Source organism: Methylomicrobium lacus LW14, assembly GCF_000527095.1.
Lineage (GTDB): Bacteria > Pseudomonadota > Gammaproteobacteria > Methylococcales > Methylomonadaceae > Methylomicrobium > Methylomicrobium lacus.
Window position 1 is genome coordinate 1,845,244 of the sequence record NZ_AZUN01000001.1, and the last position, 14,214, is coordinate 1,859,457.

At 56.5% G+C, this 14,214-nt stretch carries 12 protein-coding genes; 6 read left to right on the forward strand and 6 right to left on the reverse strand.

All coding sequences use genetic code 11. The features are described 5' to 3' along the window. Nucleotides 1–142: 142 nt before the first annotated feature. The 4 genes from METLA_RS0108355 to METLA_RS0108370 are packed head-to-tail and all read left to right on the forward strand — an operon-like array spanning nt 143 to nt 5,619. A complete protein-coding gene (locus METLA_RS0108355; RefSeq protein WP_024298113.1) occupies nt 143–1,402 on the forward strand; it encodes a hypothetical protein in 1,260 nt (419 codons plus the stop codon). Beyond that, complete coding sequence (locus METLA_RS0108360) at nt 1,383–1,958, forward strand: condensin complex protein MksE (RefSeq protein ID WP_024298114.1); 576 nt, start codon at nt 1,383–1,385, stop codon at nt 1,956–1,958. The genes METLA_RS0108355 and METLA_RS0108360 overlap by 20 nt, the downstream gene beginning before the upstream one ends. After that, nucleotides 1,955–4,750: a coiled-coil domain-containing protein gene (locus tag METLA_RS0108365; RefSeq protein WP_084480104.1), complete on the forward strand. Its 2,796-nt coding sequence runs from the start codon at nt 1,955–1,957 to the stop codon at nt 4,748–4,750. The genes METLA_RS0108360 and METLA_RS0108365 overlap by 4 nt, the downstream gene beginning before the upstream one ends. After that, nucleotides 4,747–5,619: a hypothetical protein gene (locus METLA_RS0108370; protein ID WP_024298116.1), complete on the forward strand. Its 873-nt coding sequence runs from the start codon at nt 4,747–4,749 to the stop codon at nt 5,617–5,619. The genes METLA_RS0108365 and METLA_RS0108370 overlap by 4 nt, the downstream gene beginning before the upstream one ends. A 5-nt stretch (nt 5,620–5,624) precedes the next feature. Here METLA_RS0108370 and METLA_RS0108375 read toward each other — a convergent pair whose 3' ends face one another. From METLA_RS0108375 to METLA_RS0108390, 4 genes are all read right to left on the reverse strand, one after another. Next, nucleotides 5,625–6,272 (reverse strand): class I SAM-dependent methyltransferase, encoded by a 648-nt coding sequence (locus METLA_RS0108375; RefSeq protein ID WP_024298117.1) that lies wholly within the window; start codon nt 6,270–6,272, stop codon nt 5,625–5,627. 4 nt (nt 6,273–6,276) lie between these two features. Next, nucleotides 6,277–6,858 (reverse strand): HdeD family acid-resistance protein, encoded by a 582-nt coding sequence (locus METLA_RS0108380; RefSeq protein WP_024298118.1) that lies wholly within the window; start codon nt 6,856–6,858, stop codon nt 6,277–6,279. Nucleotides 6,859–7,105: 247 nt separating this feature from the next. Further along, on the reverse strand, nt 7,106–9,517 hold the full coding sequence (locus METLA_RS0108385) for an EAL domain-containing protein (RefSeq protein WP_245598764.1): 2,412 nt from the start codon (nt 9,515–9,517) through the stop codon (nt 7,106–7,108). Nucleotides 9,518–9,820: 303 nt separating this feature from the next. Beyond that, on the reverse strand, nt 9,821–10,828 hold the full coding sequence (locus tag METLA_RS0108390; RefSeq protein WP_024298120.1) for an AraC-like ligand-binding domain-containing protein: 1,008 nt from the start codon (nt 10,826–10,828) through the stop codon (nt 9,821–9,823). Nucleotides 10,829–11,043: 215 nt separating this feature from the next. Here METLA_RS0108390 and METLA_RS0108395 point away from each other — a divergent pair, with 215 nt between their 5' ends. Continuing rightward, entirely contained in the window at nt 11,044–11,484 is a 441-nt protein-coding gene (locus METLA_RS0108395) for a hypothetical protein (protein WP_029646536.1), read from the forward strand. Nucleotides 11,485–11,495: 11 nt separating this feature from the next. On the opposite strand, the gene METLA_RS0108400 is transcribed toward METLA_RS0108395, so the two are convergent. After that, the gene (locus METLA_RS0108400; RefSeq protein WP_029646537.1) at nt 11,496–12,164 is read right to left on the reverse strand and encodes a response regulator; all 669 of its coding nucleotides are present in this window, start codon (nt 12,162–12,164) and stop codon (nt 11,496–11,498) included. A 2-nt stretch (nt 12,165–12,166) separates the two neighbouring features. Then, nucleotides 12,167–13,528 (reverse strand): sensor histidine kinase, encoded by a 1,362-nt coding sequence (locus tag METLA_RS0108405; protein ID WP_024298123.1) that lies wholly within the window; start codon nt 13,526–13,528, stop codon nt 12,167–12,169. A gap of 225 nt (nt 13,529–13,753) precedes the next feature. On the opposite strand from METLA_RS0108405, the gene METLA_RS0108410 reads away from it, so the two are divergent. Then, the gene (locus METLA_RS0108410) at nt 13,754–14,188 is read left to right on the forward strand and encodes a hypothetical protein (RefSeq protein ID WP_024298124.1); all 435 of its coding nucleotides are present in this window, start codon (nt 13,754–13,756) and stop codon (nt 14,186–14,188) included. Nucleotides 14,189–14,214 lie beyond the last annotated feature (26 nt).

Here is a 14,214-nt window from a genome sequence, read left to right on the forward strand (position 1 = left end):
TAAAGTTTTGATCGGATCTGCATGAGTTTTTACGAATCAAACGCCCGCTTTCGCCGCCTGAACAAGGAGCCGTTGTCCAGGTTGACACGATTCTCTATATCGGTTGGCTCCCTAACTCCATTTTTTTATTTGACCAGATTCCATGATTAACCCTCGCAGCCTGATTAGGGCGCTCGATAAACACTGGGAAGCCATCGAGCGCATCGTTGCTCTGGGGCAAGAGCAGATCGCGTATGAACGCGACGAGCTGCTTGCGCTGCTCGGAAAAGTCTATGTCCACGAAAGCGGCGAGCAGCGCCTGGAGCGTTTGCAGCAGATGGTCAACACCGAACTGCTAATCCCGATGTCGCACAGCAACATGCTGCAACTGAACGACACCGTGCGCCAGTTCGTCGGCAGCCTGCTGCATGAGCATGAGCTGGGTTTGTCCGATATTTTGAAAGCCCGCATCGTCGATATCAAAGACGGCCTGGAGCAATTGCATCGGGCGCTGGACGAGCATGACATGGCGGCGCTGCAACGCGGCGCGGTGCGCATCGATAATCAGCTTCGGCAAATCCTGCAGCAACTGGACCAGGACAGCCATGCGATTCAGGCGATCGCCGAGCGCGCGAAGTCGGCCGACGAACGCATGCCCCTGGCCCGGCGCTACCGGGAAGTGCTGGAGGCTTTCGACCGCTATATCCTGCCGATGACCGACTTGATGGATACCGGCGCCGGCGGCAGTTTTTATCCGCTGCTGGAAGAGGCCGGCCGCACCCTCGATGCATTGGCGCAAAAGCTGGCGGTTCAGGGCGGGCTGTACAGCCATCAGTTGATGCTGCGTCAGGTCGGATTCCGGGTCAAGGATTTGCGCAACAAAGGGCGCGAAACCCTGAAGCACTGCACGAACACCCTGATGCCGCTGCGCGAGGAGATGCGCCGTCATAACCATTTAAGCGCGGCGATCGCCCTCCTGCTCGGCGAGGTGCGCAAAAAAGGCCTGCGCCGCGCGTTGCCGGCTGATCGGCTGCCGCTGTGGCGAAAGGAACGCGGTTTTTTGGTCTCGATCGGGCCGGAACTGCTGACGCTGATGGAACAGGCGCGCGGCTATCGGGCCAAGGGGGTCGAGTTTCCGGAAGCGATCGGGGAAGCCTCGGACATGCCGATGGAACGGGTCGACGAGGACGCCATTCGCGCTCATCTCCAGCAAGCCCTGCCGGTGACCGATTTGCTGAGCTGGCTTGGCGAGCATTACGTGCATTATCAGGACGTGACTGTGCTGCGGCTTTATCATAAACTGATTCGTTTACCCGACATCGACGCGGCGCCGAATCCCGAGGAAACGCGCATCACGCTGAAGCGGGTCGCGATACGACTGCACAGCCACCGCATGGAAACGCATGAACATCAAATTAAGTGAACTCGGCCGCCTGCAGGATCTGTTCAAAAAACTGAGTGCCGGCAGCCATATCAATCATCAACAAGACAACGAACTGTGGGCCGACCTGGAAAATCAGCGCGATGCCTACCAGGCGCTGTTCGCCGCGCTCGGTTATGAACTGACCGTCGACAGCCGCGGTTTTGCCTATTTCAACACCGACCAGGCGTCTTCCTATACCGGCAAATTGACGCGGCGGCTGGCCCTGCTGCTGATGCTGCTGTTCGAATATCAGGCCGATCAGGGCGCGCATCTGTTTCAGTTTCAGCAATGGCGGCTCGACGGCGCATTGCTCGAAAAGCTTTGGCAGACCTACCGCGCCCTACTGGAAGCCGAAGAGATCGGCACGGCCCTGGCCTTGAAAGAGATTTGCGACAGCGCCACCCGCGTCGGTTTTCTGCTCGCCGAAGACGGCGCTTACCGGCTGCTGCCGGCCGTGCACCGCTATCTGGATTTATTCGAGGAACTCGCGAAGGCGGAGCGGCACGAAGAGGCGCCCACCGACACGGAAGACGACGCACTGGAGGATAACCTTTGAGCCTGCTGAACTATGGATTTCAAAAACTGGTGCTGCTGAACAGCGCCGGTTACAGCCGCGCCGAATTGCCGCTGGACGATTCGGTGTCGCTGATCGCGCCGAACAATACCGGCAAGACCAGCCTGATCAATGCGCTGCAGTTTCTGTTGATCATCGACCAGCGCCACATGGATTTCGGCGCGCATACGGTCGACAAATCCCGGAGCTTTTATTTTCCGGACAACAGCGCCTATATCCTGCTGGAAGTGCTGCTGCCTTCCGGCATGGCCGTGATCGGCTGCGTCGGCAAGGGCCTGAGCCACGACTATGAATATTTCGCCTACCCCGGCGCGCTGGATCTCGGCGATTACCGGCTCGATGACGGCCGTCTGGTCGCCCAGCCGCAACTGATCGCGCGCCTGTTCGAGCGCGGCAAGGCGGCCAGGATTTATCCGCAGGCGGAGCTGCGCGCGCTGTTGTACGGCAACCGGCAGAAGCAGCGCGCGGACGAACCCGAACTGACGATATTCCCGCTCGAGTTCAGCTCGCAGGCCGCCACCTATCAGCGCATTTTGACCCGCACCCTGCGCCTGGACCGGCTGGACAGCCGCGACGTCAAAAACTATCTGCTGGAGATCTTCAAGAACGACCTGCAGGACCGCCAGGTCGATTTCAAGAGCGAATGGGACAAGTCCTTCGCCGACGTGAATTACGACAAGGCGCAGTACGACGCGGTCTTCCGCAACCGGACCCTGATCGCCGCGATGGCGGAGCAGCAACAGGCGCGCAGGGCCTTGCGCGGACGGCTGCTGCTTTGGCGGCCGTTGATCGAACAAGGCTTGCAAGACTGGGAGGCCTATTTCAGGAACACGCTGAACGCCATCAAACAGCGCGCGGAAAACGCGGAGAAAGACCTCGAAGCGCTGGAAAACCGCCAACGCGCGATTTATAAGGAACAGGCCGAAACCGAAAGCGAAAATAAGGCGCTCGCCAAAGCCGAGCAGCATTTTCAGGCGCTGACGCTGCGTTTTCAGTTCGTCCGCGATGTCGAGCAATTGCTCGAAAGGCGCCGGCTACTGCAAGCACAGCGCGACGAGTTGATGCGCCTGATCGGCAACGCGGAACAGCAGACATCCCCTGAGGCCCTGCAACGCCAGATCGACAAACTCGGCCGGGAAAAGCGCGAGTTCGAGCAACAGCTCGCTGCGATCGACAACAACCTTTACCTGCAATTGCAGCAATGGCTGCCGGCCGACAGCTTCGAGGCGCTGACCCGTCTGTTGGCCAAACCGGTATTGAGCCTGCAGGTGGGCGACGGTCAGGCGGCAACGCTGACCGCCCCCAACGCATTGCAAAACTTTGCCGCGCAACTGGAAGACAAGCTTTCGGAAAACCGTCTGTATTTGCCGGGCTTCACGCTGGACCTGTCGTCCCTGCAACCCAACCTGACGCTCAAAACCGCGCAGGAATTGGGCGCCGAAATCGCCGACTGCGTACGCCAGGCGGCCGAACTCGAACGCCTGCTGAAAACGGTGCAAACGCTGGCCGAACAAAAGCAGCAGCAAAAGGCGCTGGAAAAGCAGCTCAAGGACCAAGACCAGGAGATCAAGGACTATCAGGATTTGCTCCTGTTAAAAGACACGGCGCCGGACCGTCAACGGACGCTCGCGGCACACCAGCAGAAACTGGACGCGCTGAAAACCGAGGAAGCCTCGCTGAAGGAGCGCAAGAAGCAGCTTTCCGAACAACAGGAAACGATCAAGTCCGAGCAAATCCTGCTACACGGCCAGCACAAACGCATCCACACCGCGCGCGAACAGCGCCTGGACCAGCAGCCGCCCTTTACATTTTTGTCCAATCTGCCCCACCTTCCCTGCATGGACGCTGCGGAACTGGCGATGCGCGAACTGGCCGACCGTCTGGAAACCTATAACGCCGACTGCAGGCGCCTGCTGCTGATCGACGACGAACTGGAACGCCGGCTGACCGCCCTGCACCGGGAAGGCATCGACAAATTCCAGACGCAGGATTCCGCCGAAAAGGAACTGGACGCCTTGTTCAATTACACCGCAGAACTCGGCCAGGAACAGGCCGCGATAGAACGCAAGGCCCGCTCGGCCGTGGTCCAGGTCGCGGCGATTCTGCGCGATTTGCGCAACAGCCTGGACACTTTCAAGCGGCGGATGCACGAGTTCAACAAGAAAATCAACCGCCGCCAGTTGTCCGACCTGAAGGTCTTCAAGATCGAACCGCGCGACGAAGACGCCCTGGTCAAAGCCATACAAACGCTGATTTCGACCTCCGAGCAGGTCGAGTCGGGCAGCTCGTTCGACCTGTTCGATCACAATGCAGTGCTTGATGACAAGGAACTGAATGACGCGAAAGACACCTTGATCAGGGAAGGCGAAGCGCGCGGCGGCTTGCGCGTCGAGCACCTGTTCCGCCTGGTGTTCAGCATCGCGAAGGAAAGCCAGACTCCGGCCGAATACGAGGACATCGACAGCGCCGCCTCGAACGGCACCGTGCTGATGGCCAAGCTGATCACGGGACTTGCGATGCTGAACCAGATGCAGGACCCGCGCAAGGCGATCAAGACCGCCTGCTATCTGGACGAAGCGGCCTCGCTGGATCAGCATAACCAGCGCAATCTGATCGAAACGGCCGCCGAATTCGGCTTCGCGCTGATTTTCGCCTCGCCCGAGCCGCAAATCACTGCACGCTATTGCGTGCCTATCGGCACCCACAACGGCAGGAACCACATCAGCCGGCTGAACTGGCAAATCCTGGAACCTCTCGACGAGAGCTTCGAATGAATGCCCTGGCCGAAGCGCTTAAGCGCCTGCTCGACAGCGGCGAATCCTTGACCGCATCGGCCTTCACCCCGCATCAACGCAAGCGGCTGGAACAATTCGCACGCGACACCCGGCAAATCGACATCGGCAAGCAGGGCCACGGCACCCTTTACCGAATCGTGAATCGAGAAGCTCTTGCCGCTTATCTCCAACAGCTGCAGCCGCTGGCTGAAGACGAATTGCCGGACATCATCCCTATGCGCGGCAAGAATATCGGCACGCATCGCGACAGTAAAAAAGGCAAATCGGGGCACGAGTCCTGCTATTTGCTGATCAAAGCCTGGGACAAGCAGGTCGTTTGGCAGCAGGCAGGCAAATCACTGAATCCTGCGGAACTGACCGAATGCTTCGGCGGCGCCGCTTTGCAAATCGGCCGCGATGCCGGCTGGAAAAGCAATCGCCCGTTGCTATTGGTCGAAAATCAGGCCCTGTTCGATTGCTGCGACTGGCTGCCCGAAGGCTTCAACGGCAGTCTGGCTTACTATGCCGGGCAATTGCCGGAGGTGCTCCTGCAATGGCTGGCAGCGGACGTGCGCACGACCGAGGTGACTTTATTTCCGGACTACGACGGCATCGGCCTGTCGAACTACGTCCGCCTGCTCGGCGCCTTGCATCCTGCGACCCGCTTGCATTTTTACTGGCTGTCCGATTGGCAAGACAAGATCGCCCGCTTCGGCAGTCGGGACGTCTGGTTAAAAACCCGCAGACAATTCGAAGCGGCGATCGCAAAACTGGATGCGATGCAGGCGTTAACCGACGATTTCAAACAACTGGCCTCGTTGTCCCAACATCACGGCAAGGCGCTGGAACAGGAAGCGGTTTGGCTGTGAACGGGTTATGACGGCTTACGTGCCCTGTACGTGGACACGGTGCCGGCCAGCGTCGCGCGGCGGGACGGCTCTTCCACATCGATAAATCCCGCGTCCTGGAATATCCGCGGCAGCAAGCCCTGTATATTCTCCATCAGTTCTTCGGTCCAGCGCAGCACGTACGAAACCGATAAACAATAAACGGTATGCGGTTTGCCGAAATCGAGAACATGCCATTCGCCGCCGGGGCGCAACACGCGAAAAACCTCGGCCGCCGCGCGGCGTTTATCGGCATGGGTCAAATGATGCATCGCAAAACTGCACAACACCCGATCGAAAGTGCAATCGGGATAAGGCAGCCGGGTGGCCGTGGCTTCATGTAAAGCGATTGTGACGCCTGCATCCTGCACTTTGCGCCGGGCGAATTGCAGAATTTCCGGATCGATATCCAGGCCGATCACCTCGGCCTCTTCATGCCTTTGTTTGATGATCAAGGCGAGCGTGGCGGTGCCGCAGCACAGATCCAAGACGCTATGCTGCGGCTGTATCCCTGCCTGCTCGATCAACCGTTCCTTCAGTTCCCTGTCCGGGAGCGTCCAGTTGGTTAGCACATCGAAGTAGGGTGTCAGCCAGCGAAAATGCATGGCGGGGATGAAGCGCGTTTGCGGTTTCATAAAATTATTGAATTTCTTTGTGATGCAGGCTGATTTGAACCAGCGACCATCCCAGAAAAATCATATTGATGCCCAAAAGCAAACCCAGCAGCCACTGCGAGGTTTCAGCCCAACTGATCGAGATGATCAGCGCAAAAACCAGAGCAGTAATCCCGCTGAACAGCATCAAGCCCCAGTTGGCCAAGGGACGCATCATGAAGGCCAAAGAAATTTTGGCAATGCCTTCAAAAGCAAAAAACAGCGCCATCAACACAGTCAACGTCAATACACCGGCGGCGGGTTGCGCAATGAACAGATAACCCACCACGACCTGCAAAACCCCCATGAAAAGCCAGGCGGCAAATCCGGGCATCGCGGAAAATACCAGGGCTCGGCCGATGTGAACGGCGCCGCCGAACAGGATGATCCAACCCAAAAAAATCACGATGGCCACGGTAAAGAACTGGGGAATCAGCACGGCGCTAAGTCCCAGCAGGATAAAAAAGAGGCCTTCCAGCAAAAACAATTTCCAATGCGTCTGAAAATAACTCAGCATTTCTTGCTGCAGGCGTTGAATGTCGCTATCGATATTTTCTTGTTTGTGCATGCTTCCCCCTGAAATGACTGGCAATTGATCAGAAATCCTGGGACGGGATTCGACGCTCGCTTGCCCTTCGCGACGAAAGCCGCATCCGCCGATGCCCGCCCCTTTCCTATGACCGTAAATTGCGGAGTTCTGCTCAAACCGGAGCGAGGTGGGAGCGGTTTGCAACCGCGACTCAAGACCGTGTTTTCAGGGCTGCCCTCAGGTCGCGCTTTAAAAGCGCTCCCACAGGGGATGCTTTCTCGATGAGCTAGTGCTGATAGCTGGAAAGCGGATAGCCTTTATTGATCATGTAATCCAATTGACTATGCATGAGATTGGCAAACTCTTTGGCGGGTAAAGGGCGACTTTTGATATAGCCCTGATAGGTATCGCAATGACGTTCCCGCAAGAATGCCAGTTGTTCCGGCGTTTCTACGCCCTCCGCCAGGACTTTTAAGCCCAAGGTATGGCCCATCGCAATGATGGTGGCGGCGATTTCCATGCCGTCCTTGCTATAGGGAATATCATCGATAAACCGTTTGTCGATTTTCAACACATTCAGAGGGAAACTTTTCAGATAGGCCAGAGATGAATAGCCGGTGCCGAAATCGTCAATGGCCAGCCGAATGCCCTGACTGCGAAGGCTGTCGAGAAGCTCCATCACGTTATCCTGATTCTCCATGATGCCGCTTTCGGTTATTTCCAATTCCAGTAGCTGAGCCGGAAAGCCGCTTTCGGCCAGTACCGTAGCCGCCAAGGCGTTAATATCGCAACGCTTTAATTGGTATGGCGAAATATTGACCGCCAGGGTTATTGGCGGTAATCCGGTCGCCAGCCAATACTGGCCCTGGTTACACGTTTCCCGCAGCACCCATTCACCAATCTCTTCGATCAGACTGGTTTCTTCGGCAATGGGGATGAAGCGGGCAGGAGGAATCAGGCCTTCGCTTGGATCTAGCCAGCGCACCAATGCCTCGGCGCCGACAATGAGGCCGCTGGCAATATCGACTTGGGGTTGATAGTAGACGCACAGTTCCTGTTGTTGAATCGCCCGGCGCAAACGGGCTTCCAGCTCGATACGCTCGCGCGCGGCAATCGTCAGGTCTTCGGAAAAATAGGCAAAACAGCCACGTCCTCGGTCTTTGGCTTGATACAAAGCCTTATCGGCATGGTCCATCAGGATTTCAAGGCTGTCGCCGTGTTGTTGATAAAGGCTGATGCCGATGCTGGCGCCAATCCAGACATCGTGGTTTTCGCTCAAGGTAAAGGGTTTGCTTAACTCTCTAATGATGTCTTCGGCAACCCGGGAAGCGTCTTGCGGATTGACGATGTTTTCCAGCATGATGATGAATTCATCCCCCCCCAAACGGGCAACCATGTCGACATTGCGCAAGCGATTGGTGATTCTTTCGGCGACTTGCTGCAATAATTCATCCCCTGCCTTATGCCCCAGTCTGTCGTTGACTGCCTTGAACCGGTCCAGATCCAACATCAGCAAGGCCAGACGGTTCTGTCCGGCGCGTCGTTCTATTTCAATGCAGTGCTTCAGCCTGTCCCTGAGCAGCAGACGGTTCGGAAGTTTGGTGAGCGGATCATAGAACGCCAGGCGTTTTATCTCTTCCTCCATCGCCTTGCGTTCGGTGATGTCAATACGCATGCCGACGTAATAAACGATCGCGCCGGTGAAATTCTTCACCGCCGTAATGAATAACCACGACAAATAAATTTCCCCATCCTTGCGCCGCTCCCAGATTTCCCCTTGCCAGTTTCCGCTGCGGTCGACGCTCTCCTGAATCTCCTGATAAAAGGCGTCCTCATGGCGCCCGGATTTGAGTAAGGCGATGTCGTGACCAACAATATCCTTCGGCGTGAAGCCGGTGGATTCGGTGAAGGCATTATTGATGCGCAAAATCACATTATTGGCATCGGTGATGACTAGCGCTTTCTGTGACCATTCGAAGGCGATCGCGTCTATTTGGCAGTTTTCACCCGCCAAAAGCACGAGCGAAACCAGTCCCAAGGACGCCAACACGGCGTACACGGTACGCAACGACTGCACGGAAGGGTCAAACAATGAAAACGTTAGAAATGGCGTTGACGGACTCGGACCCGGCTGAAACAGCATAAAGGAAGACGAGCCGTAGCAGATGAATACCAGTCCGACAATCAGCAGCCAGCCCGCTTTGGGTCCTGTCCTATCTCGCTTTGTCATCGTGTGTACGGTGGCGAACAGCGCAATACCCGATAATAAAGTAGCAAAGGCGACAACAAATAAACGCAAAACGTCCAGCAACTCGTCCACGGAAGCCGACGAACTCAGTGCTACCCCAGCCAACGCGAGGCTCGCGGCAGCAAACATCCAGGGCTCAGATAATTGAAACAAGCGAAACATCTCGTTCCAAGTGCGCCGGGTAAACTCCAGCAGTGGCACATAGGACGTTAACATCAAGATGCAGCTAGACCAGGTCAACCACTCGGCCGGGTTCTTCAGTCGCTGCATTTCGAAAAATTCCGCCATCCCGTGCACAATGCTAAAGGATGCCAGCAGCGACAGATGCGCCGCGAAATTCCACGTCGTATTATACTTTGGCAGCATAAAGACGATGATGAACAGCATGAAAAAAACCACGCCATAAATCAGGAAGTCATAACCCAAAACTTGGGAATTCCAAAAGCTCAATCCTGCTCTCCAATAGAATCAAACGTTGTGAAGACGGTGGCGTTTTACCTAACAGCAACAAAGCATCGCGCAGCATATAAAAGCCACTCTAACACCCTAGTTGTTGCAATTGGTTTTATTACTTTAAAAATAGTCCAATTTGGCTGCTTATGCCGCACTAGCTTTAAAAATGAGTTCCTCGTGATACACATTATCAAAATGGATAGCGCAGAACCGAAGCGGCTTATCGGCAGTGGCGAAAACGGGTCTATGCGATCGATCTGGCCGATTCGGCCGCCGATAAAATAGCTCAGACTTGCCTCTCTATTCTTGCTGCTGAACTTCGACGCGTCTAAATTCGCGCGGAGAACAGCCGAACTGCTGTTTGAATGCACGGCTAAAATGCGCCGCATCGTTAAATCCCCAACGAAACGCAATATCGGAGAGTCGGTGGCCGGCATAAACCGGATTCAGCAGTTCCTTCCGGCAATGCTCCAGCCTGCGCTGCCAGACATAGCGCATCAGCGAAGTCCCTTCCTGTTCAAACAGGTCGTTGATATAGCGCGCCGACAAGCCTGCGTAGCCGCTAATCCGGCCGGTATCGAGATCAAGGTCCCGCAGATTTTGCTCAATAAAAGTCTTGATCGCGTTAAGCGACACCGCCCGGCTTCTGGACAGGTTAAAGCGAGCCGGACGCACCGAGGTGACCGCCAAAGTCAGCAAGTCCAGCGCTTGCTCGGAGAGGTGGGAGAGTTCGTGGGCTTGCAATTCGTCGGCTTGAGCGGCCGAAGCGCGCAGGAAATTTGCCGCAATAAAGCCGACGCCCTTGTCTCCCGGAAGACGTAATGCCGTACAAGCATCTATCCCGGCAATTCTATCCCTGAGCACGGTCCGCGGGATGGAAAGAATCAGCTTGGTAAATGCGCCGGGACACTGTATGCGATGGGGCCGGGTCGCGTCATAGAGGGTCATATCGCCGGGCTGGAGTAACACTTCGCGTCCATTTTGCTCCAAGCGGTAGTCACCGGAAACCAGCATCACCGCGAAGTAGGCGTCCTGGCTGTTCAAATGCGGCTCCCTCGGCAAGCGCTCTAACGCGATCGCACTGGATTGAATGGTCGACAATTGCAGACTCCCCCAGGGATAAATACTCAGGTCTTGAGACAGCTCGGCCTTCGGGGGCGAGGTGATGTCGACATGGGCGTATTCCCTGCATATCACCTCACGCAACCAGTCGTATCGGTCACGCGGCGGAATGGCGTTCGTCGAGAGCTTGAGACTGACTCGGTCGGCGTTAACCGCCAGTTTCGGGGACAATGGGGTTATAGTCACGGCCCAGACCTCGCTTAAGAAAAGGGTTGTTGATCAAAACGAATGTTTCGAATTGTGCGTAACACCAGCGATGTAACCGCCAAAACCGCCGTTTCAGTCAAGTTTTGCTTCCGTTTCACACCAGCGCCAAACACTAAAAATCTTGATAATAAAAACTGATCCGCCGTAAAGCCTTTAGCGCTCGGCATAACATCAACAAACTCAAGGACAACACGATGGAAGCCTTACTGATCCACACCGCACCGCGAATTGCACTGACCGCCGCCGGCATTTTTTTCATGGCGGGCCTGCTGACGGGTTTATGGAAATATTTATGCATGCGCGGGCACCCGCAGGCCGAAGCACCGCACTATGTCAACACCGCCCATCGCGCCGCGCTGATGTACGCATTCTCTGCCCAATTGCTTGCCGTTTTTGCCGCAACCAGCGCATTTTCCGATCGCGTGAATACCATCGCCGTGATCTTTCCCCTGCTCTTTTTTGGCATCGCCACCGGCCACTATATCCGGCTTGGCCTGAGCACTCAAAGCAGCAACAGCTTGCGGGATTCTGCCGACAAAGCCAAAGATTATTTTATCCTGAATCTCCTGGCAGCCGCAGAAATCGGCGGCTTTTCTGTGCTGTTATCCGGCTTTTTCCTGCGCTTAGGGTCTTGACGCAAACGGGCCTATTCGCTTGCGGTCGGTCCCGAACCCGACAATTCCAAAAGATTGATCACATTCAACCGGATCGCCAGACGCGTGAGCTCTATGTCGCTGGTCACACCGAGCTTGCGCTTGATCAAATAATGGCTATTGCAAACCGTTTTCGGACTGATGTTCAGGGTTTGCGCAATGTCATCGATCGATCTCGCTTCGACCAGCAGGCGCAGAATCTCGAATTCCCGCACCGTCAGCGTCTCCAGGGCCATGCGGTCGCCGCCCAGTTTTTCCAGCGCCAGCGCCTGGGCGATGTCGGCGCTCAGGGTGTGACGGCCGGCATGGACTTCGCCAATCGCGCGCAGCAATACCTCCGGCGCGCTGCTTTTGGTGACGTAGCCCAAGGCGCCGGCGCGGCTTGCCTGCACCGCAAAACTGGGGTTCTGGTGCATGCTGAACACCAGGATCTTCGCCTCCACACAGCGTTGTTTGATGCGGCTGATCAGATCCAGGCCGCTGCTTCCGGGCAGGGAAAGATCCGTGATCACGACATCGGGGCTGCATTCCTTAAAGCGCTCATAGGCCTGGACAGCGTCAGCCGCTTCCGCAACTACCCGTAAGCCGGGTTGCTTTGCCAGCAGCGCCCGGTAGCCTTCGCGGACGATGGCGTGATCGTCAACCAGCAAAATACTGATCATCGTCATGTCTGAGCCACGGCAAGTGCGTCTATAGGCAGCCCGACCTCGACCCGTAAACCGTGCGGCCGGACGATGGCCAGCGCCAAGTGGCCCTGCAACGCTTCGACGCGCTCCCTGATGCCGAGCAGGCCGATGCCCGGACCTTCGACGAAGGGCAGCGCATCGGCGATGCCGTCATCCTGGATAGTCAGAATCACCCTGCCTGCGTTGACTGTCAGCGTCACCTCCGCATGGGCAGCCGCCGCATGTTTGGTGATATTGGTCAGGCATTCCTGGGCGATACGGAACAGCGTGACCGCCTGCGGCTCCGGCAACGCAGCACAATTGCCGACGATGTGCAGTTGGTAACGGGTCTGGCTTCCGCTATGCGTATTCCACCCTGCCACCAGGCTGTTCAGACTGGCGGCCAGCCCCAATTCATCGATCTCGGCGGGACGCAGACGGCCGAGCAGCCCGCGCACATTGCTCATCATGCGTTGGCTGATGCGGGCAATCTGATCGGCCTCCTCCACCAAGGCCGAGCCCTGTTGTTCTGCGGTCTGGGCAATGGAGGCGGCGACCGCGCTGATGGCCGCGAGGCATTGTCCGAACTCGTCGTGCAGTTCCCGCGCCAGATAGCGGCGCTCTTCTTCCTGCAAATTGATCAGCTTCACCGCGAGTTTTTGGCGTTCTTCAAGGAGTTGCTGCTGACTGGCCGTAAGTCGATTGATCGCGGCGGCGGTTTGCTGCCATTCGAGCAGCTCGAACGGCGGCAGGCGGTAAGCCAAATTGCCTTTTCCCATCGTTTCAAGGCCGGCGACAATGATGCCGGCCGGCCGCAAAGCCCGCTCGATGCTCAGGTAAACCAGTGCGCAAACCGCCAACACGGTAACCGCAGACAGCCCCAACAGGCTGCGGATATTGTCCCAGGCCTGCGCGATGTCCATCTCGGCGCTGGGTGTAACCGTCAGCGCACCATAAACCCGCTGATTCAATGCGATCGGCCGGCTTATTTCCAAACCGGGACTGAAAAGCCGACTGTAAACCGTCTCGAAAACCGCCGGCCATCTGTGCTCGGACGGCTTTGCGCCGTTACATAGGCTGTAGGGAGCCGCACCGTCTGCCGGAACGAAGCGGACACACACTCCAGGCACGCTGGATGTCTGCTTCCATAGCGTGAAATCCGGAAACTGTCGGGCTTGACCGAAGCCGGCATCGATGCGCAAAAGCTGAAATTCCAGTTGCTTGCCCAGCGACTCTGTAGTGATCCCTGTCTTCTGTCGGGATTGCAGGTCGCTGCGATACAGCACATAGGCGGAGGTGGCCAACAGGCACGTCAGGGCGACAACGACGATACGGGACAGTAAATGGACTTGTAGATTCATGGTCAGCCTGGCTAATTATCCAGCGTTAGCTGCATTCTAAGTGACGCCAGGCGCTCTGCAAAGCGACTTATGCAAACACGGGCAAATTGCCCGTGCTTTGCGGGCAAATCTCGGCTTACCGCTGAGCCCTCATGCCATAAACTGCGGCTTGCCTGGAGTCGATTATTGACTCGGTGCAATTGAAAAGACTCAATCCCCAGCCCCTAACAACGACTAGGAAAACCCATGTCCCACCACCTTTTTGACAACGCGAATATCCCATGGCAAACCTTGGGCAATATCGAGCATTTGCATTATTCGATTCTCGACATCGACCGGCAGAACAAGATCGTTGACGTGGTTTTCAAGTTTGCCGCAAACCGGCAGATCGTATTGCACCGGCACAAGGTCCTGAACAAAACCTTCGTGATCCAGGGCGAGCATCGCCTGTATGAAGCCGACGGCAGGCTCAAGGAAATCAGGCCGGTCGGCCGTTACACCTCCAGCCTGCCCAGCGACGAGCCGCATCGGGAAGGCGGCGGCGATGAAGACGCGATCGTCTTTTTTAGCATACGCGGCAACGATGGCGTGTTCTACGAGATTCTGGATGATAACTTGAACGTGATTGCGACGCTGGGCATGCAGGACTTCATCGACTTGTACGCAGCCCAGACGCGGTAATCTTTGCCCCACACCTTTGAGGAAAA

Bases quoted from the DNA above. Each gene is read 5' to 3' on its own strand.
- METLA_RS0108355 (WP_024298113.1), top strand. From the start codon at position 143: ATGATTAACCCTCGCAGCCTGATTAGGGCGCTCGATAAACACTGGGAA.
- METLA_RS0108360 (WP_024298114.1), top strand. From the start codon at position 1,383: ATGAACATCAAATTAAGTGAACTCGGCCGCCTGCAGGATCTGTTCAAA.
- METLA_RS0108370 (WP_024298116.1), top strand. From the start codon at position 4,747: ATGAATGCCCTGGCCGAAGCGCTTAAGCGCCTGCTCGACAGCGGCGAA.
- METLA_RS0108375 (WP_024298117.1), bottom strand. From the start codon at position 6,272: ATGAAACCGCAAACGCGCTTCATCCCCGCCATGCATTTTCGCTGGCTG.
- METLA_RS0108380 (WP_024298118.1), bottom strand. From the start codon at position 6,858: ATGCACAAACAAGAAAATATCGATAGCGACATTCAACGCCTGCAGCAA.
- METLA_RS0108395 (WP_029646536.1), top strand. From the start codon at position 11,044: ATGGAAGCCTTACTGATCCACACCGCACCGCGAATTGCACTGACCGCC.
- METLA_RS0108400 (WP_029646537.1), bottom strand. From the start codon at position 12,164: ATGATCAGTATTTTGCTGGTTGACGATCACGCCATCGTCCGCGAAGGC.
- METLA_RS0108405 (WP_024298123.1), bottom strand. From the start codon at position 13,528: ATGAATCTACAAGTCCATTTACTGTCCCGTATCGTCGTTGTCGCCCTG.
- METLA_RS0108410 (WP_024298124.1), top strand. From the start codon at position 13,754: ATGTCCCACCACCTTTTTGACAACGCGAATATCCCATGGCAAACCTTG.